Raw genomic sequence first — 24,302 nt, forward strand, 5'->3', positions numbered from 1 at the left:
GATCGAGGGGACTTCAGTGGCGATTGATCTTTCGGAGGCCGCGCGAGATCGCGGCATCAAATACTTCCTCATTTCCTACACGGACCTGTTCGGCGCGCAGCGCGCCAAACTGGTTCCCGCCGCCGCGATCGGCGACATGCAGAAGGCGGGCGCCGGTTTCGCCGGCTTCGCCACCTGGCTCGACATGAGCCCGTCGGATTCCGACCTCTTCGCGAAGCCCGACCCGGACAGCCTGATCCAGCTGCCGTGGAAGCCGGAGGTGGGCTGGCTCGCGGCCGACCTCTGGATGGACGGCAAGGAGGTCGAGCAGGCGCCGCGCAACCTGCTCAAGCGCCTGATCGCCCGGTCCGGCCACCAGATGAAATCGGGCATCGAGCCCGAGATGTTCCTGGTGAACGCCGACGGCACCCAGATCTCGGACCCGTCCGACACCGCCGAAAAGCCCTGCTACGACCAGCAGGCCCTGATGCGGCGCTACGACGTGATCACCGAAATCTGCGACGCGATGATCCAGCTCGGCTGGGGCCCCTACCAGAACGACCACGAGGACGCGAACGGCCAGTTCGAGATGAACTGGAACTACGGCCCGGCGCTGCAGACCGCCGACCAGCACGCGTTCTACAAGTTCATGGCGAAGTCGATCGCCGAGAAGCATGGCCTGCGCGCCACCTTCATGCCCAAGCCGTTCTTGAACCTCACCGGCTCGGGCTGCCACGCCCACGTGTCGCTGTGGGACGGGGGTAAGAACCTGTTCGCAGACCCCAACGGGGAGCTCGGCGTCAGCGAGCTCGGCTACCACTTCATCGGCGGCCTGATGCACAACACCGACGCGATCTGCGCGCTGACCAACCCGACCGTGAACTCCTACAAGCGCATCAACGCGCCCCGGACGACCTCCGGCGCGACCTGGGCCCCGAACTCGATCACCTACACGGGCAACAACCGCACCCACATGATCCGGATCCCGGACGCGGGCCGGTTCGAGTTCCGTCTCGGCGACGGCGCGGCCAACCCCTACCTGCTTCAGGCCGCCATCCTCGCCGCCGGCCTCGACGGCGTCGAGAACAAGCGCGATCCCGGCAAGCGTCTCGACATCAACATGTACACGGACGGCCACACGGTCACGGACTGCAAGAAGCTGCCGCTCAATCTGCTCGACGCGATCCGCGCGTTCGAGTCCTCGCCCGCCACAAGGACGATGTTCGGCGAGGAGTTCGTCACGGCCTACGCCAAGCTCAAGAACCAGGAGTGGAACAACTACACGCGCCACCTGACCCAATGGGAGCGCGACAACACGCTCGACTGCTGAGCGGGAGGCGGCGTCGGGGCGCGCAAGGCGCTCCGGATTTGTCAGCGAAGGATGTGGATTGGCCCCGCCGGCTCGCTGTGCGGGGCCTATTTGTTTCTTCATGAGAAAAAGTTTTGACTTCAATTTCAGGACCTGCATGATCGGTCCGGAGGTCGCGCGACGTCGCGCGAAGGTCGTCCGCAACGACGGATGGGGACCCTCGATGCCCGCAGTCACCCCTGCCGAACGCAGGACGTCGGAGGCCGGAGCGCTGAGCTCCGGGCTCCAGCGCGCGACCTCATCGGCCCGCTCCAACACAGAACCAAACGCCGCTCCGGGCTCGTCCCCGGCGACGGCCGGCACGGAGCGCGCCTGAACGCCCGGCCGACCGGCCGCGCGGTTTCTGGAACGGGGAACAACGATGACGATCGCTCTCACGGATACCGCGGCCTCGGCCGACGGCTCGCATCAGCTAAAACGAAGCATCTCGTGGACAGGCGCCTTCTGGGTCGCGAGCGGCGTGCCGCCGCTGGTCCTGTTCTCGATTGGCGGCATCGCCGGCACCACCGGCACGCCCGCCTTCGCCATCTGGGCGGCGTCCATGATGATGGGCTTCCTGCAGTCTTTCGTTTACGCCGAGATCGCAGGTCTGTTCCCCAACAAGTCCGGCGGCGCCTCGATCTATGGCGCGGCCGCCTGGGTGCGCTACGCCAAGCCGATCGCGCCGCTCTCGGTGTGGTGCAACTGGTTCGCCTGGTCGCCGGTGCTGTCGCTCGGCTGCTCGATCGCGGCCGGCTACATCCTGACCGCGATCGCGCCGGACGCGACCTCCGCGATCCGCACCTTCACGCTCTTCTCCGGCTCGCTCGGGCCGGTGTCGTTCTCGCTGAACTCCGCCTTCTTCATCGGCGCGGCGCTGATGCTCGGCACCTTCGCGGTCCAGCACCGCGGCATCCTCGGCACCGCCCGGGTGCAGAAGGTCGTCGGCGTTCTGGTGATCGTGCCGCTCGTCATCGTCGGCGTCGCGCCGCTGCTGCAGCACGGCGTGAACTGGTCGAACTTCCAGCCGTTCGTGCCGCTCGCGGAAGCCTACAAGCCCGAGCCCGGCGCGTGGAACATCCCCGGCTGGACGCTGGTGCTCGGCGGCATGTTCATCGCCGCCTGGTCGACCTACGGCTTCGAGACCGCGATCTGCTACACGAGCGAGTTCAAGGATCCCGCCCGCGACACGTTCAAGGCGATCTTCTTCTCGGGGCTGCTCTGCATCGCGATCTTCGTGATCGTGCCCTTCACCTTCCAGAGCGAGCTCGGCCTCGCCGGCATGCTCGAAACCCCGATCGTCGACGGCTCCGGCGTGGCGGCGGCGCTCGCGCACATGGTCGGCGGCGGCCCGATCATCGAGAACGCGCTGGTCATGCTCATGATCCTCGCGCTGATGCTGTGCCTGATGACCGCGATGGCGGGCTCGTCGCGCACGCTCTACCAGGGCTCGGTCGACGGCTGGCTGCCGAAGTACCTATCCTACGTCAACCACCACGGCGCGCCGACCAACGCCATGTGGACCGACCTCGGCGTCAATCTGGTCCTGCTCGCGATCGCCTGCGCCGACGCGACGTCGTTCTTCTTCATCCTCGCGGTGTCGAACTGCGGCTACATCATCTTCAACTTCCTGAACCTGAACGCGGGCTGGATCCACCGCATCGACAGCGGCCACATCCCGCGGCCCTACAAGGCGCCGACCTTCATCATCGCGCTCGGCGCCGTGTTCGCCTTCGTCAACGCCGTCTTCATGGGTGCGGGCGCGAAGGTCTGGAACCCGAACGCGCTCTGGGCCGGGCTGATCACCGCGGCGCTCATCATCCCGGTGTTCTTCTTCCGGCACTACGTGCAGGACAAGGGCAAGTTCCCGGCGCAGATGCTGGAGGATCTCCAGATCGGCGACGCCGGCGGAGCCATGCCGAAGAAGGCCGGCGCGCTGCCTTATCTCACGCTCGCGGCCGGCGTCGCGGTGGTGCTGATCGCCAACGCCGTGTTCCAGTTCTGACGCTCCTCCCGCCGGCGCCTAAGCCGCGCCGGCGGGGCTTCCTTCGAACGCCGGAGAGTTCCGCCTGATGCCAGCCGCCACGATCAAGAGCAGACCCATCTATCCGGGCCTGTCCCTCGACGGGAAAGCCCGCCGCCACCTCATCGCCGCCGAGGGCGAAGGCGCGCTCGCCGTGCTCGACGTCTTCGCGGACCAGCCCGACGCGGTCGCCCGCGCCACCCTGCTCTACACGCCCGGCGGCTCGGCGGCACAAGAGCACGGCGCGAAGCTCTCGGCGCTCGACTTCGACGGCCTTCACCTCATGCCGACGCAGCCGACGCTGCTGACCCGTCTGGGGGTCATCCTGCAGACCGCGACCATGGGAACCCGCATCTATGTCGCCGGCGTCGAGGGCTTCATCGGAAAGGTGATCGCTTCGGCGCAAACCCATGGCGTCGATCCACAATCCGTCCGCGCCGAGCACCGCGGCTCGCTCGCGCGGCGCGTCCAGTGCGTCCATTGCAAGGGGATGACCGAGAACGTGACCGCAACCCCCTTCGTCTGCTCCCATTGCGGGCTGAACCTGTTCGTGCGCGACCACTTCTCCCGCCGGCTCGGCGCCTTCCAGGGCGTCTGCGTCGACGCCGAGGCTCCCGGCGAGTTGCCGGCGCGCGAGGAGCTCTACCTGTGAGCGGCGGCGTCGAAATTCCCGTCCGCGTCGTCGAGATCGAGCAGGCGACCCCGACCGTCCGGCGCTTCCGGCTGGCCCCGATCGACGGCGCGCCGCTGCCGCCGTTCTCGGCCGGCGCGCATGTGGTGACGCTTATGCCGGCGCGCGACCGCGTCATCCGCAACGCCTATTCGCTGATCGACCGCGCCGCGGACGGCTCCAGCTATCGCATCGGCGTGCTGCGCGTCGCGCAGTCGCGCGGCGGCTCCGCCTTCATGCATGACGAGGTCACGGTCGGGACCGAACTCCGGATCACCATGCCGGTGAACCTGTTCCCGCTGGCGCATGCCGGCCGCAAGCACCTGCTGATCGCGGGCGGCATCGGAATCACGCCGATCTTCGCCATGGCCGAGGAGCTGAGGCGCACCGATGCGCACTACGAGATCCACTACGCCATGCGCAACGCCGCGAGCGGCGCCTTCGTCGACGAGTTGCGCGCCCGCCACGGCGACAAGCTCAAGCTCTACCGCGACGACTGTCAGGAGATTCTGGCGGTGGACGCGATCCTGCCGAACCAGCCGCTCGGCACGCATCTCTACGTCTGCGGCCCGGAGGGCATGATCGAGGCGGTCCTCGAGGGCGCCCGGGAGGCCGGCTGGCCCGAGGAGAACCTGCACTCCGAGCGCTTCCAGGCGCCGCCGACCGGCGAGCCGTTCTCGGTCAGGCTCGCGAAGGCCGGCATCACCTGCGAGGTGCGCGGCGACCAGAGCCTGCTGGAGGCGCTGGAGGCAGCCGGCGTCGACGCGCCGTTCCTGTGCCGGGGCGGCGCCTGCGGCCAGTGCGAGGCGACCGTCGTCGAGGCGGACGGCGAGCTCGTCCACAACGACCATTACCTGACCGACGCCGACAAGGCCTCGGGCTCCAAGATCATGCTCTGCGTCTCGCGCCTCAAGGGCCGCGAACTGGTGCTGGACCTGTGAGCGCGCGGACGGACGCCCCGATCGTCATCCTCGGGCTTGACCCGAGGATCCATCCGCGCGCGGACGCGCGCCTGAAGGTGGATGCCCGGGTCGAGCCCGGGCATGACGGTCCTTGTTTCTCGCCCAATCCTTCGAACGCCGGAGCGGTCCGATGACGATCCAGTTCAAGCAGGAAACCTTCCGCGACGACTTCACCTTCTCGAACAGCCCGGAGGCGATCCGCCGCTTTCCGTTCCCGTTCGACAGGGACGAGTACATGTACGCGGTCAACATCGAGCAGCACATGCCGGGGCCGGCGAAGTCGGCGTTCGAGTTCCCGATCGACATCGACGAGCATTACGTCGCCGAGATGCAGGATCGGGCGCTGGTCCTGAAGGAAGACCCGCTGCGCTGCCAGTCCCTGCCGCACATGATCACCGCGGAATGGGACCTGCTCGAGCTCCTGATGGAGTCGATGGCGAAGAACTATCCCGAGCACTTCACCTTGACGAAGGACGGCGACCGCTGGCGCTGGGTCAACCGCCCGCTCGGCATCGATCAGAGCTTCACCTTCGGCGACGTCTCGACCCTGCCCTACCCCCCGATGGAGTACGTCACCCGCCAGTGCCAGGGCGACTTCTGCCTGCTCGACCAGCGGCTCGACAATCTCTGGATGGATTCCGGCATCGTCACGACTCAGGCGGACTGGTCGCTCGATTTCGACATCGGCATGAACTTCATGGAATGGCACGCGCCGGTGCCGCTCGCGCATGATCTCGGCGTGTTCGAGCGGGCGCTGAAGTTCCTGCTCAACCTGCAGCAGGGCCGCCCCGTGCGCCGGCTGAACTGGACCATGACCATCAATCCGCGGCTCGACACCAGCCCGGAGAACTACCACAAGTGGGGCAAGGACCGGACGACGGTGACGCCCGAGAACGTGGGCGACAAGGTGCATCTGCGCGTGGAGCTTCAGGCGCTGTGGCGGCTGCCGCGCTCCAACGCCATCGTGTTCTCGATCCGCGCCTACATGATCAAGATGGAGGAGCTGGTCACGGTCCCGAAATGGGGACGGCGGCTCCACCGCGTGCTGCGCGGCCTCAAGCCCGAACTCGTCGAATACAAGGGCCTGTCGCGCTACCACGGCATGACCGTGGACTGGCTGTCGCGACACGACGACGGCGCCCCGACCTCGCCGGGCTTCTTCCCGGACTGAAGGCCGGCGCCGCGCCTCCTTGATCCCCTTCGCCTCCCGCGCCGGACGCTCGCGTCCGGCGCCCAAAGGGCCGTTCGAGCCCCATCGCCACACGCCCAACCTCGTCCCTGGAAGGAACGCCACGATGGCCACCACCGCCGAAGACTTTCCGCGCAAGAACGCCCTGTTCGCCAAGCATCGGGCGCTGGGTTCGCCGCTCGACAGCGACTGGAACGGCATGCCGATCCCGCAGAACTACGCCACCGACCCCTACGAGGAGACGACGATCGTCCGCTCGAAGGCCGGCCTGTTCGACGTGTCGGGCCTGCGCATGATCGACGTGTCGGGCCCCGAGGTCGTGAAGGTCTTGAACCTCATGCTGACGTCGGACGTGGACAAGCTGACGCCCGGCCAGTCCGCCATCTCCAACATCGTCGACGAGAACGGCGCGCTGATCGACGACGTGCTGGTCTATCGCGACGGCCCGACCGCGTTCCGCCTCAGCCATGGCGGCGGCGGCCTCGAGGACGTGATCGACGGCTTCTTCCAGGGCGCGGACGCGACCTGGGCCAAGGACGACGACGTGCATATCCTGTCTCTGCAGGGGCCGCTCGCGCTCGATATTCTTGCGCCGCATACGCCGTTCGATCTCAAGACGCTGAAATACTTCGAGCACGCCCGCACGGAACTGTTCGGCAAGCCGGTCTCGCTCGCCCGCGGCGGCTACTCGGCGGAACGCGGCTACGAGGTGTTCTGCACGGCCGAGGACGCCCCGTTCCTGTGGGACGCCATCCTCGAGGCCGGCAAGCCCTACGGCGCGGTTCCCGCCTCGTGGTCCTGCCTCGACATCGTCCGCGTCGAGGGCGCGCTGCTGTTCTTTCCCTTCGACATGCCGCAGGGCGACACGACCCCTTGGGAGGTCGGCGCCGACTGGACGGTGGACATGGGCAAGCCCGACTTTCACGGAAAAGCCGCACTTGCCTCAAAAAAGGGCAAGGAGCGCGTGGCGCAGGTCGGAATCGAGATCGACGCCCATGAGGCGATCGAACCCGGCGCCAAAATCTACAAAGACGGCAAAGATGTGGGGCTCGTGAACAGCACGACCTACAGCCGTCATCTCATGAAGTCGATCGCGCTCGCGCATGTTGAGCCGGCGTTGAAAGCGATCGGGACGCCGCTTGAGGTGCAATCCGCGGCCGGAACATTTTCCGCTCATGTGGTGCGGACGCCGTTTTACGATCCGCACCGGCTGCGAACGCATCCGCTGGACGAGCGCTGAGCGCTAAACAACAAGCGCGACGCAAAACTGTTGCGAAAAAGCATCTAACCTCGACAACGGGTGCGCCGCACAAAAATCAGGCTAGACTTAACAGGGTCATTCCGTGATTTTGACTAGCAACCGCCTGACGTTTCACGGGATTCGGGGAATTAAGAGATGATTAAAGCAACGGGGTTTGCATTCGGGACGCTGGTTTCCGCCGCGGCCATCGTGTCGGCGGCTGGCGTCGCGTCCGCGGCGGACCTGGCTGCGCCTGAGGCCGCCATCATTGAGGCGGCTCCTTCGCCGATCGACGTCGCCTTCGGCGTGAAGTTCACGACCGATTACGTGTTCCGTGGCGTGACGCAGAGCAAGGGCGATCCGGCGGTTCAGGGCTACGCCGAGCTGCAGGCCTACAACTGGGTCTACGCCGGCATCTGGGCGTCGAGCGTCAACGGCTTCGCCACCGACCCGGCTTCCGAGGTCGACCTCTACGCCGGCATCCGCCACACCTGGGACGCCTTCACGATCGACGTCGGCGGCCTGTACTACTACTACCCGGGCGAGGACGGCCCGAGCCGCTTCGAGCTCGACTACTGGGAGATCTACGCCAAGCCGAGCTACGCGTTCGGCGACCTCGGCTCGATCACCGGTAACGTCTACTGGACCAGCGACTTCGTGAACACGGGCGCTGACGCGACCTACCTGTCCGCGATCGCCAAGGTCAACATCCCGGTCGACGTCCTGCAGGACACCTCCTTCTACGTGTCGGGCGAGCTCGGCAAGCAGTGGATCGGCAAGACCTCCGCCAAGTACGGCCGCGTCCAGCTCGAGGACTACCTGACCTGGAACGTCGGCATCGGCGCCACCTACAAGGCCGCGACCGTCGAGTTCCGCTACTCCGACAGCGACCTGTCGAAGACCGAGTGCGCCGTCAACAACGGCGCCCGCTGGGTCTGCGGCGACCGCTACATGCTCAGCCTTTCGTTCGACACCGCCTTCAGCAAGCTGAAGTAAGTCCGAACGTCCGGCCAAACCGCCGAACTGCTTGAACCCCGCGCCGCAAGGCGCGGGGTTTTCGCTGCGTGAACGACGCCGACGTTCGGTGTCGCCAGGCCGCGAGGGCGTCGATGACGCAGCCGTCATGACGGACGTGCGGTTTGGCCCTATAGTGATCGCGAAAAGCGCGCGCGGCGCGCCTTCCACCTCCCTCCGGAAGCTTCATGCCCATCTTCGAAATCGCCGTTCTCGTGGGACTCGTCCTCCTGAACGGCTTCTTCGCCATGTCCGAGCTCGCGATCGTGTCGTCGCGGCGCCCCCGCCTCAAGATGCTCGCCGACGGCGGCAGCAAGGGCGCCGCGCGGGCGATCGTGCTCTCCGACGACCCCGGCAGCTTCCTGTCCTCGGTCCAGATCGGCATCACGCTGATCGCGATCCTGACCGGCGTGGTCGGCGAGGCGGCGCTCGCCGAACCGCTCGCGCAACTGCTCGCGGCCACGACGCCGCTCGACGACTACGCCCGCCCGGTCGCGAGCGGCGTCGTGGTCTTCGGCATCGGCTACCTCTCGCTGATCCTGGGCGAGCTCGTGCCGAAGCGGATCGCGCTCGCCGACCCGGAGGCGATCGCCTCGTTTGTGTCCGGCCCGCTCTCTCTGCTCGCCATCGTCGGAAAGCCCTTCGTCGTCGTTCTGGGCGCGTCCTCGACGCTGATCCTCAGGCTGCTGCGCATCAAGGAGCAGGACGGCAGCAACGTCACCGAGGAGGAGGTCCGCAGCGTGATCGCCGAAGGCGTCGCGGCGGGCTCGATCGAGCCTGTCGAGCGCAAGATGATCGAAGGCGTGCTCGGCCTCGCCGACCGGCCGGTGCGCTCGATCATGACGCCCCGCCGCGACGTGTTCTGGGTCGACATCACCGACGATCTCGAGACCATCAAGACCGAGCTTGCGGAAAGCCCGTTCTCCCGCGTCGTCGTCGGCAAGGACGGCTCGATCGACGATCCCGTCGGCATCCTGCACAAGAAGGACGTGCTTTCGACGCTGATCTCCGGCGCGACGTTCGAGGTGGCCTCGGCGATCCGGGATCCGCTCTACGTGCCGGAAGGCGCCTCGGCGCTCAGCCTGCTCGAGCTGTTCAAGAGCCAGCCGTCCTCGACCGCGTTCGTGGTCGACGAGTTCGGCGGCTTCGAAGGCATCGTCACCTCGCACGACGTGCTCGGCGCGATCGCCGGCGTCCTGCCGGAGGAGCACGAGACCGCCGAGGACCAGGACATCCGCCGCCGCGAGGACGGCAGCTACATGGTCGACGGCCGGGCGCCGCTCGACGCGGTCACCGACACCTTCGCCTTCACCATACCGGCCGAGGATCAGGGCGAGTTCCACACCGCGGCCGGTCTGGTGATCGCCGAACTCGGCCGCATCCCGGTCGAGGGCGACACCGTCGAGATCGGCGGCTGGATCATCGAAGTCATCGACATGGACGGCCCGCGCGTGGACAAGCTGATGTTCAGGCCGCGCGGCGACGCCGAGGCGGGCTCGTCGCCCGCCGGCGTCGGCGTCTGAGCCCGACGATCCGCGAAGCGCCGTGTTCGACCGGCCTGAGCGTCCGGTGCTGTCGCCCGCGGCGCTCGACGAGGCTCTGGCCCTCGTCGCGAGCGAAATGCGGCGGCGGGCGGCCGGGCGGTCGGACGAACCCGTCCAGCGGGAGAGGTCGCAGGGTCTGATCGCGCGGCTCGCCGGCGGCGGCCTGCCCGCCACGGGACAGCCGCTCGGCGAGGTTGCCGCCGACCTCGTCGCCCTGCTCGACCAGCGGGCCCGCACCGACCATCCGCGCTTCTTCGCCTTCATCCCGAGCCCGGTGTCGCCGGCCTCCTGGATCGGCGAGGCCTTGACCGCGATCGCGAACCCGCATGCCGGCGCCTGGCCGCAGGCCGAGGGCCCGGCGGCCGTCGAGGCGGCTCTCGTGCGCTGGTTCGCGGACGCCGCCGGCCTGCCGGATACGGCCGGCGGGCTGTTCGTCTCCGGCGGCTCCATGGCCAACCTCACCGCGCTGGTCGCCGCGCGCGACGCCGCGCTCGGCGACGACGACCGCCATCTCGGCGCCGCCTACATCTCCTCCGAGACCCATTCCTCCGTCGCCAAGGCGCTGCGGATCATCGGCGTCGCGGCCTCGCGCATCCGGCGCGCGCCGGTCGACGCGGACCTGCGCATGGACGCCGGCGCGCTCGCCGGCATGATCGCGGCCGACCGGCGGGCGGGCCTGAAGCCGTTCGCCGTAGTCGCGACGGCGGGCTCGACAAACTGCGGCGCGATCGACCCGCTGCACGACATCGCCGACGTCTGCGCCGCGGAGCGGCTGTGGCTGCATGTGGACGGCGCCTATGGCGCGTCGATCGCGCTTTGCCCCGAGCATCGCGCATTGCTCGCGGGGCTCGAGCGCGCGGACAGCCTGTCCTGGGACGCCCACAAATGGCTGTTCCAGACCTATGGCTGCGGCCTCGTGCTTGTGCGCGACCGCGCGCGCCTGTTCGACAGCTTCAGCGCCGGTCCGGACTACCTACGCGACGCCACGCCGGACGACGGCGCGACCAACTTCTGGGATCTCGGCCCCGAGCTGACGCGGCCGGCGCGGGCGCTGAAGCTCTGGATGACGCTGCGGGTCATGGGGCTCGACGCGGTCGCCGCCGCGATCGGCCATGGCTTCCGTCTCGCGGAGGCGGCCGAGCACGCCCTGCGCGCGACGCCGGACTGGGTGGTCGCGACGACGGCGCAGTGCGCCATCGTGACCTTCCGCTACGCTCCGGAGGGGCTGGACGACGCGGCGGCGGACGCCGTCACCGAGGCGGCGGCGCGACGGATTCTGGCCGAGGGCTACGCCGCCGTGGGAGCCACCCGGATCGGCGGCCGCGTCGCGCTCCGCATCTGCGCGATCCACCCCGAAACCACGATCGCCGACATCGAGGAGACGGTGCGGCGGCTCGACGCCTGCGCGCGTCAGGAGCTCGCCGCGCTCCGCCCATGAAAAAAGCCGGGGCGAGCCCGGCTTTCGTCAGTTCCAGCGTGTGAAGCTTTCGGCCGTCAGCCTTCGACCGCCTTGACCTGCAGCAGGTGCGACAGGCGAAGCTGCGCCTTCAGCGCCGCCTCGTCGGAGGTCGCCTCGGCGACATCCTCCTGGGCGTCCTTGATCAGGTCGTCGATGTGCGAGACGTCGAGCTGCTCCAGCGGGATCGCGTCGTCGGCGAGGATCGTCAGCCCCTTCGGGTTGACGTCCGCGAAGCCGCCGCGGACGAACAGCTTCTGCGGCTCGCCGCCCTCGGTCTTGTAGACCTTCACCACGCCCGGCTTCAGCACCGACATGAACGGCGCGTGATGGGCCAGCACGCCGAACTCGCCCTCGACGCCCGGCACCACCACATGCTGCACCTCCTCGGAGATGAGGAGCTTTTCCGGCGACACCAGTTCGAAGGGGAAGCTGTCCATCGTTCCGTTCTCTCAAACCTTTCGGCGGTCACCCGCGGCGGCGGTCGGCGACGAAGCCTATGCCGAAACCGAGCAGCGCGCCGATCACGGCGCTCACGCCCACATGCTGCGCCTGACCGGACGTCAGCGTCCGGTCGTCGGGCGCGGCCGCCTGATCGCCCTGCACCTCGACCTTGAGGCCGAGGAAGCTCACTTCCGCCGCCTGCGGCCGGGTGAGCCAGCCGGCGAGACCGCCGACCACGAGACCGATCAGAAGAAACACAACCTTGCCGTTCATGGAACCCTACCTCGCCTAAGCCGGCCCTTGGGGCCGCATTGCGCGATATAGGGCCCGCCCCTTCGCCGGGCAGGCCGGCGAAGGGAGAAGCCTGTGGGGATCAGCCCTCGGCGAGCTTCTTGGCCTTTTCGACCGCTTCCTCGATCGTGCCGACCATGTAGAAGGCGGCCTCGGGCAGGTCGTCGTACTTTCCTTCGACCAGGCCCTTGAAGCCCTTGATGGTGTCCGCGAGCTCGACGAACTTGCCGGGGAATCCGGTGAACACTTCGGCGACGTGGAACGGCTGGCTGAGGAAGCGCTCGATCTTGCGGGCGCGCGAGACCGTCAGCTTATCCTCTTCCGAGAGCTCGTCCATGCCCAGGATCGCGATGATGTCTTGCAGCGACTTGTAGCGCTGCAGCGTCTCCTGGACGCGACGGGCGGTGTTGTAGTGCTCCTCGCCGATGACCAGAGCCGACAGGATGCGCGAGGTCGAGTCGAGCGGGTCCACCGCCGGGTAAATGCCCTTCTCGGCGATCGAGCGGTTCAGCACCGTCGTGGCGTCGAGATGGGCGAAGGAGGCGGCCGGGGCCGGGTCGGTCAGGTCGTCCGCCGGCACGTAGATCGCCTGAACGGACGTGATCGAGCCCTTGGTGGTAGTGGTGATGCGCTCCTGCAGCGCGCCCATGTCGGTGGCGAGCGTCGGCTGATAGCCCACCGCCGAGGGGATGCGGCCGAGCAGCGCCGACACTTCCGAGCCCGCCTGCGTGAAGCGGAAGATGTTGTCGACGAAGAACAGCACGTCCTGGCCCTGGTCGCGGAAGTGCTCCGCGATGGTCAGCCCCGAGAGCGCGACGCGGGCGCGGGCGCCGGGCGGCTCGTTCATCTGGCCGAACACCAGGGCGCACTTGGAGCCCTCGCCGCCGCCCTGCTTGTTCACGCCGGACTCGATGAACTCGTGGTAGAGGTCGTTGCCCTCGCGGGTGCGCTCGCCGACGCCGGCGAACACCGAGTAGCCGCCGTGGGCCTTCGCGACGTTGTTGATCAGCTCCTGGATCAGCACGGTCTTGCCGACGCCCGCGCCGCCGAACAGGCCGACCTTGCCGCCCTTAGAATAAGGCGCAAGCAGGTCGACGACCTTGATGCCGGTGACGAGGATCTCGGTCTCGGTCGACTGCTCGGCGTAGGACGGAGCCGGCGCGTGGATCGGGCGGGTGCCCTCGTTGGCGACCGGTCCGGCCTCGTCGATCGGCTCGCCGATGACGTTCAGGATGCGGCCGAGCGTGCCGGCGCCGACGGGAACCGCGATCGGCTCGCCGGTGTCGGTCACCTGCTGCCCACGGACGAGACCTTCGGTCGAGTCCATCGCGATGGTGCGGACCGTCGACTCGCCGAGATGCTGGGCGACTTCGAGCACGAGACGGGCGTCGTTGTTCTTGGTCTCGAGCGCGTTCAGGATTTCAGGCAGATGGCCGTCGAAGCGGACGTCGACGACGGCGCCGATGACCTGGGTGATGCGGCCGACTTGAGCGGTCATGGTGTCAATCCTCGTCGGAAATTCTTCAGAGCGCTTCAGCGCCGGAGATGATCTCGATCAGCTCCTTCGTGATCTGCGCCTGGCGGGTCCGGTTGTAGTTCAGCGTCAGCTTCTTGATCATCTCGCCGGCGTTGCGGGTGGCCGAGTCCATGGCGGACATCCGGGCGCCCTGCTCCGAGGCGGCGTTCTCGAGGAGACCCTTGAAGATCTGGATCGCGACGTTCTTCGGGAGCAGCTCCTCGAGGATTTCCTCTTCGGACGGCTCGTACTCGTAGATCGCGCCGCCGGCCACCGCGACGGCCTCGTCGCTCGCCGGGATTTCGGCGGGAACGATCTGCTGCGCGGTCGGGATCTGGCTGATCACCGAGCGGAACTGCGAATAAAACAGCGTCGCGACGTCGAACTCGCCGGCCTGGTAAAGCTCCAGCACCTTCTTCGCGATCTCATCCGCGGACGCGAAGGACGGAGCCTTGTTCGCCGGGAACTCGATCCGCTCGCGGATCAGCCCGCCATAGTTGCGGCGGAGCAGCTCCGCGCCCTTCTTGCCGATGGTGAGGAACTGAACCTCTTTGCCTTCGGCCAGCAGCTTCTCGGCCTTGAGACGGGCCAGACGGACGATCGAGCCGTTGAAGCCGCCGCAGAGACCGCGCTCGGCGGTCGCCACCACGAACAGGTGCCGCTTGTCCGAGCCGGTGCCCGACAGCAGCAGCGGGGCCTCGGGAGAGTTCTTGAGGCTTTCGCCGAGGTTGGCGAGCACACGCTCCATGCGCTCGGCATAGGGGCGCGCCGCCTCGGCCGCGCTCTGGGCGCGGCGGAGCTTGGCCGCCGCGACCATCTGCATGGCCTTGGTGATCTTCTGCGTCGCCTTAACGGAAGCGATGCGGTTTCTTAGATCCTTTAGGCTCGCCATGACGTGGCCCGGACTCCTCTGGCGATCCGCTTACGAGTAGGAGGCCGCGAACGCGTCGAGCGCGCTCTTCAGCTTCTCGGTCGTCTCCTTGGAAAGCTCCCTGGAGGTGCGGATCGTCTCGAGGATGTCCTTGTGCTTGCCCTCGAACAGCTCGAGCACGCCGGTCTCGAAGCCGCGCACCTTGTCGATCGGGAGCTTGTCCAGATAGCCGTTGGTGCCGGCGTAGATCACCACCACCTGCTGCTCCACGCGCAGCGGCGAGAACTGCGGCTGCTTCAGGAGCTCGGTCAGGCGCGCGCCGCGGTTCAGCAGGCGCTGGGTCGAGGCGTCGAGGTCGGAGCCGAACTGCGCGAAGGCCGCCATCTCGCGGTACTGGGCGAGCTCGCCTTTGATCTTGCCGGCGACCTGCTTCATCGCCTTGATCTGGGCCGACGAGCCGACGCGCGACACCGAGATGCCGACGTTCACCGCCGGGCGCACGCCCTGGTAGAACAGGTCGGACTCGAGGAAGATCTGGCCGTCGGTGATCGAGATGACGTTGGTCGGAATGTAGGCCGACACGTCGTTCGCCTGGGTCTCGATCACGGGGAGCGCGGTCAGCGAGCCGGAGCCGTTGTCGTCGTTGAGCTTCGCGGCGCGCTCGAGCAGGCGGGAGTGCAGGTAGAACACGTCGCCCGGGTAGGCCTCGCGGCCGGGCGGACGACGCAGCAGCAGCGACATCTGGCGGTAGGCCACGGCCTGCTTGGACAGATCGTCATAGACGATCAGCGCGTGCATGCCGTTGTCGCGGAAGTACTCGCCCATGGCGCAGCCGGCGAAGGGGGCCAGGAACTGCATCGGGGCCGGGTCGGAGGCGGTCGCCGCGATGATGATCGAGTACTCGAGAGCGCCCTGCTCCTCGAGCACCTTCACGAACTGCGCGACGGTGGAGCGCTTCTGGCCGACTGCGACATAGACGCAGTAGAGCTTCTGCTTCTCGTCGCCCGAGGCGTTGATCGGCTTCTGGTTCAGGATGGTGTCGAGCGCGATCGCGGTCTTGCCGGTCTGGCGGTCGCCGATGATCAGCTCGCGCTGGCCGCGGCCGACTGGGATGAGCGCGTCGATCGACTTGATGCCGGTCTGCATCGGCTCGTGCACGGACTTGCGCGGGATGATGCCCGGCGCCTTCACGTCCACGCGGGAGCGCTGCTCGGAAACGATCGGGCCCTTGCCGTCGATCGGGTTGCCGAGCGCATCGACCACGCGGCCGAGCAGGCCCTTGCCGACCGGCACGTCCACGATCGCGCCGGTGCGCTTGACGGTGTCGCCCTCGGAGATGCCGCGGTCGGAGCCGAACACGACCACGCCGACGCTGTCGTTCTCGAGGTTGAGGGCCATGCCGCGGACGCCGCCCGGGAACTCGACCATCTCGCCGTACTGGACGTTGTCGAGGCCGTAGACGCGGGCGATGCCGTCGCCGATGGAGAGAACCTGGCCCACCTCGGAAACTTCAGCTTCCTGGCCGAAGTTCTGGATCTGATCCTTCAGGATCGCGGTGATTTCGGCGGCGCGAATGTCCATCAGCCGACCTCTTTCATGGCGAGTTTAATGGCGTTGAGCTTGGTCTTGAGCGACGCGTCGACCATGCGGCTGCCAAGCCGCACGATCAGACCGCCGAGAATTTTGGGGTCGACCTTGACGTCGAAATCGACCGTCTTGCCGGTCACGGCCGCGAGCGCCTCCGACAGCGAAGCCCGGCGCGAGTCGCTCAGCGGCTCGGCCACGGTGACTTCGGCGGTGACGGCGCCACGGGCGGCGGCGGCGAGGGCGTGGAAGCCCTTGATCATCGCCTCGATGGCGAACAGGCGGCGGTTGCGCGCCACGAGCCGGACGAAGTTGGCGACCACGCCGCCGACGCCGGCCCGCTCCAGCACCGCGGCGATCGCCTTCTCCTGCTCCTCGGCGGAGAACACCGGGCTGCGGACGAGGCGGCGCAGATCCTCGCTCTCGTCGAGCAGCGCGCTCACCGTCTTCAGATCGGACGCCACAGCGTCGATCTGGCCCGCCTCCTGGGCAAGGTCAAACAAGGCGGACGCGTAGCGCCCCGCCATTCCGGACACGATGGTGTCTTTACCTGCCACCGAGCGTTCTCTCGCTGGTTGGAGCCTAGGGCTGAAACCGGAGCGGACGCTCCGTACCTCCCGGAAAAGCCGATGTTTTTCTCGGCTCGACACGACACGTTCGCGAGGCGTTGACCCCGCGAAACGGCGGTTGACTAACACGGCTGCACTGACCGCGCAACATCGTGGCGCCCATGTGGCGACGCGTGGAAAGTCGTTTTATTTCAAAATCTTGGCGAGAAGCTTGGCGAGCCCGCTCGCGCCTTAAGCATAAGTCTCGGAGTCGACACGATGTCACACCGCCGGTCACGCGTCCGAGAGGTTGGCGCGGCCGGCGCATCAAACGAAGCTCTGGGGATCGATGTCCACGGCGACCCGGACCTGCCCTTTCGGCCTCGGGGCCGCTCCGAGCCAGCTCCGCACATAGGCGGGCACGTCCGCGGCGCGGTCGGCCTGGACGAGCAGGCGCATACGGTGACGCCCCCGCACCATGGCGAGCGGCGCCTCGGCGGGGCCCAGCACCCTCAGGCCGTCGGCCTTCGGCGCGGCGCGCGCCAGCGCGCGGGCGTGAGCGTCCGCCTCTTCCCGGGTCGGCGCGGAGACGATCAGGGCGGCGAGCCGGCCGAACGGCGGCATGCGGGCCGCCTTCCGCGCCTTGGTCTCCAGCGCGTAGAAGCCTTCGCGGTCGCCGGCGACCAGCGCGCGAATGACGGGATGTTCCGGCTCGTGCGTCTGGAGCAGCGCCCTCCCCGGCCGCTCGCCGCGGCCGGCGCGCCCCGCCACCTGCTCCAGCGTCTGGAAGGTGCGCTCCGCCGCGCGCGGGTCTGCCGCGCCGAGCGCGAAGTCGGCGTCGACGATTCCGACCAGCGTGAGCTTGGGAAAGTTGTGCCCCTTCGTGACCATCTGGGTGCCGACGACGATGTCGACCTCGCCCCGCTCGATCGCGTCGAGCTCCGCGCGCAGCGCCTCCGGTCCGCCGACGACGTCGCTCGACAACACGCTGACGCGGGCGCCGGGGAATCGGGCGACCGCCTCGTCGCGGATGCGCTCCACCCCCGGCCCGCAGGCGACCAGCGAATCCGAGGCGCCGCAGGACGGACAGGAGTCCGGCGTCGGTCCGGTGTGGCCGCAATGGTGGCAGACGAGCCGCGCGCGGAAGCGGTGCTCCACCATCCAGGCCGAACAGTTCGGGCATTTCAGGCGGTGGCCGCATTTGCGGCACAGCGTCAGCGGCGCGTAGCCCCGGCGGTTGAGGAACAGCAGCGCCTGGTCGCCGGCCCGGAGCGTCTCCGCCATCGCATGGACCAGCCTGGGACTCAGCCAGTCGCCGCGGTCTGGACCGGCGGAGCGCATGTCGATCGCGGACACGTCCGGCAGGGTCCGGCCGCCGAATCGGTCCGGCAGCGCCAGGCGGGCGTAGCGCCCACGCTCGGCGTTCACGCGGCTTTCGAGCGAGGGGGTGGCGGAGGCCAGAATCACCGGCGCCTGCTCGAACCGCCCGCGCAGCACCGCCATGTCGCGCGCGTTGTAGAGGACGCCGTCCTCCTGCTTGTAGGCGGCGTCGTGCTCCTCGTCGACGACGATCAGGCCGAGATCCGCGAACGGCAGGAACAGCCCGGAGCGCGCCGCCACCACGGCGGGAATCTCCCCGCTCGCGACTCCGCGGCGGATCGCGCCGCGCGCCTTCTCGCCGACGCTCGCGTGCCACACCGCCGGGCGCACGCCGAAACGCGCGCTGAAGCGGTCCATGAAGGCGCCCGTCAGCGCGATCTCCGGCGCCATCACGAGCGCCTGGCGGCCGGCCTTCAGCGCCGCGGCCACGGCTTCGAGATAGACCTCGGTCTTGCCGGAGCCGGTGACGCCGTCGAGCAGGGCGACGTGGAACCGGCGCGCAAGCGTCAGCGCCGCGAGCGCCTCGGCCGCCGACGCCTGTCCCGTCGAGAGCTTCGGCCCGGGGCGATACGGGTCCGGCCGCGGGGCTGAGGGCGGAGGCGGCAGCTCGGCCGCGACCAGCGCGCCGTCGGCGAGCAGGCCATCGATCACGCTGACTGAGACGCCCGCCTCCTCCGCCAGGGCGGACTTCGCGCGGGGAGCGCCGTCGGCCGCGACGTCGAGCACGCGCAGACGCGCCGGCGTCGGACGGGCCGGAGGGCGGCCGGCCGCGCGCACGCCCATCTTCGGAGCGGCTGCCGGCGCGTCGACGCCTAACCCCCGGAGCGCCATCCGCAGCACCTGGCCGCGGGGGCTGACGGTGTAGTCCGCGATCCAGTCCACGAAGCGGCGCATCGGCTCGCGCATCGGCGCGGCCGCGACCACGCCCTGCAGGCGCTTCAGCCGGGCGGGATCGAACGCCGCGGGCGCGCCGTCCCACACCACGCCGATCTCGATCCGGTTGCCGAGCGGGGCCAGCACCACGTCGCCCGGCGCGACGACGAGCCCCTCCGGCACGGCGTAAGTCAGCGCGCGGTCGAGAGCGACCGGCAGCAGCACCTCGACGGCGGAAGGCGGCGACATCGCGGAAGAGATCTCACGGAGCGTTACGGGTCAGCCCCCGCCTCTTCGGCGCTTAGACCCGCGGAGGTCAAGCCGCGCCCTCCCCCGCATGCGCGATACGCGCAGGCGTCTCCCTCGGTTGCGTCTTGCGTCTCCCCGCCGGCTGCTCCACTTGAGGAACGACAGTTTCGCGCCGCGCCCGGCGCGCCTTATTCGCCAGAGGGTTTTCACAATGAAGTTCTTCGTCGACACCGCGGACATCAACGAAATCCGCGATCTCGCCGCCACCGGCCTGCTCGACGGCGTCACCACCAATCCTTCGCTGGTGCTGAAGGCGAACCGCCCGTTCAAGGAGATCATCGCCGACATCTGCAAAGTGGTGGACGGCCCGGTCTCCGCCGAGGTGGCCTCGACCGATTACGAGGGCATGATGCGCGAGGGCCGCATTCTCGCGGAGATCGCCGAGAACGTCACGGTGAAGGTCCCGCTCACCTGGGACGGCCTGCGCGCCTGCAAGACGCTGAGCGACGAGGGCACGATGGTCAACGTCACGCTGTGCTTCAGCGCGGCGCAGGCGTTGCTGGCGGCGAAGGCCGGCGCGACCTTCATCTCGCCCTTCGTCGGCCGGCTCGACGACATTGGCCTCGACGGTATGGAGCTCATCCAGGAGATCCGCACGATCTACGACAACTTCCCGGAGCTCGGCACCGAGATCCTTGCGGCCTCGCTCCGCAACGGCAATCACGTGAAGCTCGCCGCCATGGCCGGCGCGGACGTCGCCACCATTCCGCCGGCGGTCATCAAGGGCCTCGTGAAGCACCCGCTGACCGACAAGGGGCTGGAGCAGTTCGTGGCGGACTGGAAGCAGACCGGCCAGACCATCGAGTGACGCAGTTCACCCCAATCGACGCCTGATCGGAAAGGGCGCGGCGGCTTCGGCCCCCGCGCCCGTTTTTTTAATAGGCTACCGCGTAGCAGGCCGCGGCGTTCTCCACCTGCGGGCCATGCGCGACCTCGACGATCCGACGCTCGCCGGAATAGGGATCGACCGCCGAGACGGCGACCTCGGCGTCGGCCACGCCAAGCGGAATCTCGATCGCGTCGACCCAGGTGCTGAGCACCAGGCGCTCCGGCTCGCGACGCACCAGCACGGGCGTCGTGCGGTAGAGAATCTCCTCCGGCCCGCCCGCGGCGTGGTTGAGCAGCGCCCACGAGGCTGAGCGGGAGAACGGCGCGGCCGTCTCCGGCTTTGGGGCCGCGGTGAGCGCCACGTCGAACGGCTTGCCGCCGGCCGTAACGCGCAGGACGCCGACCAGGGCGTCGCCGGCCGCGACCTGCAGGACGGCGTCGCCGTCGAGCCGGACCGTCTCCCCGACCTGCTCGACCTGCGGCGGCAGCGAGACGCCGATGTCCGTGTTGCCGAGCATGAACGACGACTTCGCGGTCGCGCTCGGCCGATGGATGATCTGGATCAGGTAGCGTCCGGCGCGTTCGGCCGAGAACACGACCGTGACGACCGCGCGGCGCTGCTCGTCGACCCGCACCGACGCGAGCGCCCGCACGCCGTCCTTCAGCGCTTCGGCCGAGTTCGACAGGTCGAGGTTGAGATCGCACTCCGCATAGACGTTGCGGTCGAGCTCCGAAACGATGCGCAGCCGGATGTCCGACCGGCCCTCGCCGGCGATGCGGAAGGCCCGCAAGGCCCGCTCGCCCGAGGCGAGGCCGACGTCGGCGATCTGGAAGCGGTGCAGGCCGTGGCCGCCGGACTCGAGCAGCAGGACGCCGCCGTCGGGCTCCGGCTGCGCCTCGAGATTTTCGAGGTTTTGGGCGGCGGCTCCCGACAGCGCGCTGGTCTCCGAGGGAGCCGCGCTTCCCTTTGGCTCGCCCGACGGCTGGACGATCGCGGCCGCCTTCCAGCGGCCGGCGGCGGCTCTGTCGTCGCCGAACAGGCCGACCACATGCGTGTTGTCCCGCACGTTGGCGCGGACGACCTCCTCGATGTGCTCGCGCCGCGGCCCGAGGAAATAGGCCGGCGGCGGCGCGACGAGCACGCAGGAGGTCAGCGTGCCGACCATGCGCGACACCGTGTCGAGCACCGTGGAGCCGAACGAGACCAGGATGCGGGGCGCGATCCTGTCGCGGGCGATCGCGGATTCGATGCCGTCGGTCTGGCGGATCTGGGCGCCGACGATGAAGCCCATCTTGCGGACCTTGACCGGGTCCTCGCGACGATGGGGCAGGTAGACGCAGCGCAGTTCGGGCGCGAGCTTCCGCGCGGCGATGCAGAGTTCGAGGTAGCGCTCCTCGCTCGTGATGTCGTTTTCGACATGGCTGCAGCCGGCGATCCACAGCTCGTCCAGCAGCGCCGGCTCGCCGCCCTCCAGGAAGCGGTCGTAGTGATCGTTCGGGACGATCGTGTCGCCGTCGGCGAGGCGGCCGCGATAGATGGTGAAATAGGTGAGCTGGGAGGGATCGGGATAGGACAGCGGGTCGGTCGCCCGAAGCGCCGTCCCCTTGAACGGAGACGCGCGGAACACTTCCTTCGCGTTCTTCTTGTTCTCGCGAAATCCCATGACGGCCTGCGAGACCGAGCCGTCGTCCAGCAGCACGCATTCGGCCTTGTTCAGGTCCACATGCGCCAGGAACTGCCGGTAGGACACGGGACGGTAGTCGCCGAGCACGACACGGTCGAACGCGACGTCCAGCCCGGCGAAATACTGGTTCACCCGCTCCCGGAAGGACCGGCGGCTGTCGTAGTCCGCGAACTCGCGGATCGCGAGCGCGTGCTCCTTGCCGTCCTTCGTGAAGGGCGGGATGCCAGCGCGCACCAGCGGCTCGAACTCGCGCACGCGCTCGAAGCCGATGCGCCGGAGGATGGCGCGGGTCCGGTCGTTATCGGACTCGAGCCGGCTCTTCACGAAAGCGACCCAGCAATGGTCGGGGTCGATCCGCGCGTGGGCGAGGTACTGCTCGGCGTGGGCGGCCTGCAGCGGCGACGTCAGGATGATCAGGGTCGCGGTCATCGCGCGGTCTCGCGCGCCGCGAGATAGAACCGTTCGTACTGCCGGGCGATGGCGAGCACGCTGTAGTCCTCGGCGCTCGCAAGCGCCTCCCGGCGCAGAGCCGCGTATCCGGCCGCGTCGACCTCGCTGCTGCGTCGCAGCGCGTCGGTGAGCGAGGGAACGGTCGGGTCGAACAGCCAGCCTGTCCGGCCCTCGCGGATGATCTCCGAGCCGCCGCCGCGGCTCGATCCGATCACCGGGACGCCGTGATGCAGGCTCTCGATGAAGATGCGCCCGAAGGGCTCGAACCAGATCGACGGCACGACGCAGTACCGCGTCTGCTCGAAGAACTCGGCCGGCGTCACGTAGCCGACGAAGCGGGTGTGTTCGTCCTCGTAGCGGTTCCGCAGCTTCCACTCGAAGCCCGGCTCGCCCGAGCCTGCGATAAGCGCGGGGTGCGGACGCCCGGTCTCGGCCCTGAGCGTCGCGAGCGCTTCGAGAAACAGCTCCACGCCCTTGGTGTGGTGCAGGCGGCCGATGTAGCCGAACTCGTAGGGCTTCGCGAAGCCGGCCTGCGACGCCGCGCCGCCGTCCGCCATCTCGTAGCTGTTGGCGATGACGTTGCGCTGGGGCGTGTCGCGGAACCAGCCGGAGCGCAGGTGGATCTTGAGGATGTGCGAGCTGATGCCGACGACGCCGTCGACCACGTTCGAGCGCTCGCGGCCGGCGACGCGGGTCGCCGCGCAGTCGCGGCACTGCCGCAGGCACGGCTGGTGCTCGATGATCATCCGCCGGTGGCAGAGCGCGGTGTAGCTGCGCAGCGTGTGGACGCAGGTGGCGCCGCTCTTCTTGATCACGCTCCACAGCGAGGTGACGCGGCCCATCACCGCCGTGTTCACCACGTCGGGACGGAACTGCTTAAGCGTCTCGGCGAGCTGCTTGTCGAGCGGATAGGCCTTCTGCGTCGTGGCGGCGAGCCGCTGATAGTGCGGCTCGGCGTAGACGTTGGGCTCGCTGCCGCGCTTGGTCTGGACGCGGATGACGTGGACGCCGTCCTTGTCCTCCACGATCGTCTCGTCGTGGACGTTCTGGCTGAAGACCCAGACCTCGTGCCCGAGCTGCTGCAGCCCGCGGGCGAGGTAATAGGTGGACTGTTCCGATCCGCCGATGCCGAGGTCGGGGAACAACGAATTGGCGAGGAGGATTCTCATTCGCCCCCGCGAACCCGGGTTCCGGCCGAAGACGAGTTACTCACGTCCGATCCGTCTCCCAAATCTTTGTCCACTGCGCCGATGCGGGCTGCGGACAGCAGATCCGATCATCGCGCAAGTAAGCCACAAACATCGATACAGCCGATGCGCGACGAAACCCGGTCTGGATGTCGTCCGATCACCTTCGGCGCCGGAACTCCCTGTTGATACACGGCGTCGCAAAGGTAGAGCAAGCGACGTGAGGACGCGTGAACCTGGCGCCGAGCCGCCCAGAGAATTTTGTCGCGACTTGGCCGTCCGGCCGGCGCGGCGTCGCCGGCTGAGCCGCAGCGGGTTCGGGCGCCTCAAAAGCGAGGCCGCCGCGCCACAGCGGGCCGCTGCGCGCCTGTCGCGGTTCACACCATCGCGCTTTGCAATTGTGCTTTCGGTCCGCAGCGCCTATCTCCCTGCACACATCAAACAATCCAGAAGGTCCTTTCGCCACATGCCGAACGACGACAGCCTCGAGACCCGCCGCAACAGCTCCCTCGAGGCGAAGAAGCAGCTCCTAGCCAAGTTCCGTTCGGCGGCGGACGATCCGGAGGCGGCCAAGCGCGCCGCCGAGCGCAAGGCGATCCTGGATGCCCGCAACGAGCGCGAGCGCATCAAGGAGGCCGCGCGGCAGAAGGTGCTTGAGGAAGAGCGTCGCATCGCAGCCGAGGAAGCCGCGAAGCGGGCCGAAGAGGAGCGCATTCGCGCCGTCAAGGCTGAGGAAGAAGCCGCGCGCTTCCGGAATTCGTCCACCGCCATGGCGGCCCGGGCGCTTGCGGACATGGCGCGGGGCGTCGGCTATCCCGCGCGCAAGAACGCGCGCCGCGCGTAGAGCCTACGCGTCACGGCCGAAACATGCGAAAGCCCGCCTCACGGCGGGCTTTCTTCGTTCTAAGACG

Annotated in this window: 20 protein-coding genes; 11 read left to right on the forward strand and 9 right to left on the reverse strand. The window is 68.4% G+C overall.

Annotated features, from left to right (window positions below):
• Positions 1-16 precede the first annotated feature (16 nt).
• From glnT to PKE78_RS00720, 9 genes are all read left to right on the forward strand, one after another.
• Positions 17-1,309, forward strand: a complete 1,293-nt coding sequence (gene glnT / locus PKE78_RS00680; RefSeq protein ID WP_271198915.1) for a type III glutamate--ammonia ligase — start codon at positions 17-19, stop codon at positions 1,307-1,309.
• 400 nt (positions 1,310-1,709) lie between these two features.
• Positions 1,710-3,332: a trimethylamine N-oxide permease gene (locus PKE78_RS00685; RefSeq protein WP_271198916.1), complete on the forward strand. Its 1,623-nt coding sequence runs from the start codon at positions 1,710-1,712 to the stop codon at positions 3,330-3,332.
• A 67-nt stretch (positions 3,333-3,399) separates the two neighbouring features.
• Positions 3,400-4,002, forward strand: a complete 603-nt coding sequence (locus PKE78_RS00690) for a dimethylamine monooxygenase subunit DmmA family protein (RefSeq protein WP_271198917.1) — start codon at positions 3,400-3,402, stop codon at positions 4,000-4,002.
• Positions 3,999-4,961, forward strand: a complete 963-nt coding sequence (locus tag PKE78_RS00695) for a PDR/VanB family oxidoreductase (RefSeq protein WP_271198918.1) — start codon at positions 3,999-4,001, stop codon at positions 4,959-4,961. Before PKE78_RS00690 ends, PKE78_RS00695 begins: the two co-directional genes overlap by 4 nt.
• Before the next feature lie 151 nt (positions 4,962-5,112).
• Positions 5,113-6,153 (forward strand): heme-dependent oxidative N-demethylase family protein, encoded by a 1,041-nt coding sequence (locus tag PKE78_RS00700; protein ID WP_271198919.1) that lies wholly within the window; start codon positions 5,113-5,115, stop codon positions 6,151-6,153.
• 124 nt (positions 6,154-6,277) lie between these two features.
• Entirely contained in the window at positions 6,278-7,411 is a 1,134-nt protein-coding gene (locus PKE78_RS00705; RefSeq protein ID WP_271198920.1) for an aminomethyl transferase family protein, read from the forward strand.
• Between the two features lie 156 nt (positions 7,412-7,567).
• Positions 7,568-8,407 (forward strand): TorF family putative porin, encoded by an 840-nt coding sequence (locus PKE78_RS00710; RefSeq protein WP_271198921.1) that lies wholly within the window; start codon positions 7,568-7,570, stop codon positions 8,405-8,407.
• Between the two features lie 206 nt (positions 8,408-8,613).
• Positions 8,614-9,948 carry a hemolysin family protein gene (locus PKE78_RS00715; RefSeq protein ID WP_271198922.1) on the forward strand — a complete coding sequence of 445 codons (1,335 nt, stop codon included), beginning with the start codon at positions 8,614-8,616 and terminating at the stop codon, positions 9,946-9,948.
• 22 nt (positions 9,949-9,970) lie between these two features.
• On the forward strand, positions 9,971-11,407 hold the full coding sequence (locus PKE78_RS00720) for a pyridoxal phosphate-dependent decarboxylase family protein (RefSeq protein ID WP_271198923.1): 1,437 nt from the start codon (positions 9,971-9,973) through the stop codon (positions 11,405-11,407).
• Between the two features lie 56 nt (positions 11,408-11,463).
• On the opposite strand, the gene PKE78_RS00725 is transcribed toward PKE78_RS00720, so the two are convergent.
• The 7 genes from PKE78_RS00725 to PKE78_RS00755 form a co-directional block, all read right to left on the reverse strand.
• Positions 11,464-11,865, reverse strand: a complete 402-nt coding sequence (locus PKE78_RS00725) for a F0F1 ATP synthase subunit epsilon (RefSeq protein WP_271198924.1) — start codon at positions 11,863-11,865, stop codon at positions 11,464-11,466.
• Positions 11,866-11,893: 28 nt separating this feature from the next.
• Complete coding sequence (locus PKE78_RS00730; RefSeq protein WP_271198925.1) at positions 11,894-12,142, reverse strand: hypothetical protein; 249 nt, start codon at positions 12,140-12,142, stop codon at positions 11,894-11,896.
• A gap of 100 nt (positions 12,143-12,242) precedes the next feature.
• The gene (gene atpD, locus PKE78_RS00735; RefSeq protein ID WP_271198926.1) at positions 12,243-13,658 is read right to left on the reverse strand and encodes a F0F1 ATP synthase subunit beta; all 1,416 of its coding nucleotides are present in this window, start codon (positions 13,656-13,658) and stop codon (positions 12,243-12,245) included.
• Between the two features lie 25 nt (positions 13,659-13,683).
• Positions 13,684-14,568 (reverse strand): F0F1 ATP synthase subunit gamma, encoded by an 885-nt coding sequence (locus PKE78_RS00740; RefSeq protein WP_271198927.1) that lies wholly within the window; start codon positions 14,566-14,568, stop codon positions 13,684-13,686.
• Positions 14,569-14,598: 30 nt separating this feature from the next.
• Positions 14,599-16,128 carry a F0F1 ATP synthase subunit alpha gene (gene atpA / locus PKE78_RS00745; protein WP_271198928.1) on the reverse strand — a complete coding sequence of 510 codons (1,530 nt, stop codon included), beginning with the start codon at positions 16,126-16,128 and terminating at the stop codon, positions 14,599-14,601.
• The gene (locus tag PKE78_RS00750) at positions 16,128-16,688 is read right to left on the reverse strand and encodes a F0F1 ATP synthase subunit delta (RefSeq protein WP_271198929.1); all 561 of its coding nucleotides are present in this window, start codon (positions 16,686-16,688) and stop codon (positions 16,128-16,130) included. Before PKE78_RS00750 ends, atpA begins: the two co-directional genes overlap by 1 nt.
• Before the next feature lie 318 nt (positions 16,689-17,006).
• Positions 17,007-19,181 (reverse strand): primosomal protein N', encoded by a 2,175-nt coding sequence (locus PKE78_RS00755; RefSeq protein WP_271198930.1) that lies wholly within the window; start codon positions 19,179-19,181, stop codon positions 17,007-17,009.
• Between the two features lie 211 nt (positions 19,182-19,392).
• Here PKE78_RS00755 and fsa point away from each other — a divergent pair, with 211 nt between their 5' ends.
• A complete protein-coding gene (fsa, locus tag PKE78_RS00760) occupies positions 19,393-20,049 on the forward strand; it encodes a fructose-6-phosphate aldolase (protein ID WP_271198931.1) in 657 nt (218 codons plus the stop codon).
• 67 nt (positions 20,050-20,116) lie between these two features.
• Here fsa and PKE78_RS00765 read toward each other — a convergent pair whose 3' ends face one another.
• Together PKE78_RS00765 and PKE78_RS00770 are read right to left on the reverse strand one after the other, a co-directional pair.
• The gene (locus PKE78_RS00765; RefSeq protein ID WP_271198932.1) at positions 20,117-22,183 is read right to left on the reverse strand and encodes a hypothetical protein; all 2,067 of its coding nucleotides are present in this window, start codon (positions 22,181-22,183) and stop codon (positions 20,117-20,119) included.
• On the reverse strand, positions 22,180-23,373 hold the full coding sequence (locus PKE78_RS00770; RefSeq protein ID WP_271198933.1) for a glycosyltransferase: 1,194 nt from the start codon (positions 23,371-23,373) through the stop codon (positions 22,180-22,182). Before PKE78_RS00770 ends, PKE78_RS00765 begins: the two co-directional genes overlap by 4 nt.
• Before the next feature lie 289 nt (positions 23,374-23,662).
• Between PKE78_RS00770 and PKE78_RS00775 the strand changes: the two genes are divergently transcribed.
• Positions 23,663-24,235, forward strand: coding sequence for a DUF6481 family protein (locus PKE78_RS00775; protein WP_271198934.1), 573 nt, complete (start codon positions 23,663-23,665; stop codon positions 24,233-24,235).
• Positions 24,236-24,302: the final 67 nt, after the last annotated feature.

Origin of the sequence: Methylopila turkensis (assembly GCF_027922325.1) — a bacterium.
In the GTDB taxonomy this organism is placed as follows: domain Bacteria; phylum Pseudomonadota; class Alphaproteobacteria; order Rhizobiales; family Methylopilaceae; genus Methylopila; species Methylopila turkensis.

Excerpts from the sequence above, each read along its gene's own strand:
- fsa (WP_271198931.1), top strand. The coding sequence starts at position 19,393 with ATGAAGTTCTTCGTCGACACCGCGGACATCAACGAAATCCGCGATCTC.
- atpA (WP_271198928.1), bottom strand. The coding sequence starts at position 16,128 with ATGGACATTCGCGCCGCCGAAATCACCGCGATCCTGAAGGATCAGATC.
- PKE78_RS00710 (WP_271198921.1), top strand. The coding sequence starts at position 7,568 with ATGATTAAAGCAACGGGGTTTGCATTCGGGACGCTGGTTTCCGCCGCG.
- PKE78_RS00765 (WP_271198932.1), bottom strand. The coding sequence starts at position 22,183 with ATGACCGCGACCCTGATCATCCTGACGTCGCCGCTGCAGGCCGCCCAC.
- PKE78_RS00725 (WP_271198924.1), bottom strand. The coding sequence starts at position 11,865 with ATGGACAGCTTCCCCTTCGAACTGGTGTCGCCGGAAAAGCTCCTCATC.
- PKE78_RS00690 (WP_271198917.1), top strand. The coding sequence starts at position 3,400 with ATGCCAGCCGCCACGATCAAGAGCAGACCCATCTATCCGGGCCTGTCC.
- PKE78_RS00730 (WP_271198925.1), bottom strand. The coding sequence starts at position 12,142 with ATGAACGGCAAGGTTGTGTTTCTTCTGATCGGTCTCGTGGTCGGCGGT.
- PKE78_RS00705 (WP_271198920.1), top strand. The coding sequence starts at position 6,278 with ATGGCCACCACCGCCGAAGACTTTCCGCGCAAGAACGCCCTGTTCGCC.
- PKE78_RS00755 (WP_271198930.1), bottom strand. The coding sequence starts at position 19,181 with ATGTCGCCGCCTTCCGCCGTCGAGGTGCTGCTGCCGGTCGCTCTCGAC.
- PKE78_RS00700 (WP_271198919.1), top strand. The coding sequence starts at position 5,113 with ATGACGATCCAGTTCAAGCAGGAAACCTTCCGCGACGACTTCACCTTC.
- atpD (WP_271198926.1), bottom strand. The coding sequence starts at position 13,658 with ATGACCGCTCAAGTCGGCCGCATCACCCAGGTCATCGGCGCCGTCGTC.
- PKE78_RS00685 (WP_271198916.1), top strand. The coding sequence starts at position 1,710 with ATGACGATCGCTCTCACGGATACCGCGGCCTCGGCCGACGGCTCGCAT.
- PKE78_RS00715 (WP_271198922.1), top strand. The coding sequence starts at position 8,614 with ATGCCCATCTTCGAAATCGCCGTTCTCGTGGGACTCGTCCTCCTGAAC.
- PKE78_RS00770 (WP_271198933.1), bottom strand. The coding sequence starts at position 23,373 with ATGAGAATCCTCCTCGCCAATTCGTTGTTCCCCGACCTCGGCATCGGC.
- PKE78_RS00740 (WP_271198927.1), bottom strand. The coding sequence starts at position 14,568 with ATGGCGAGCCTAAAGGATCTAAGAAACCGCATCGCTTCCGTTAAGGCG.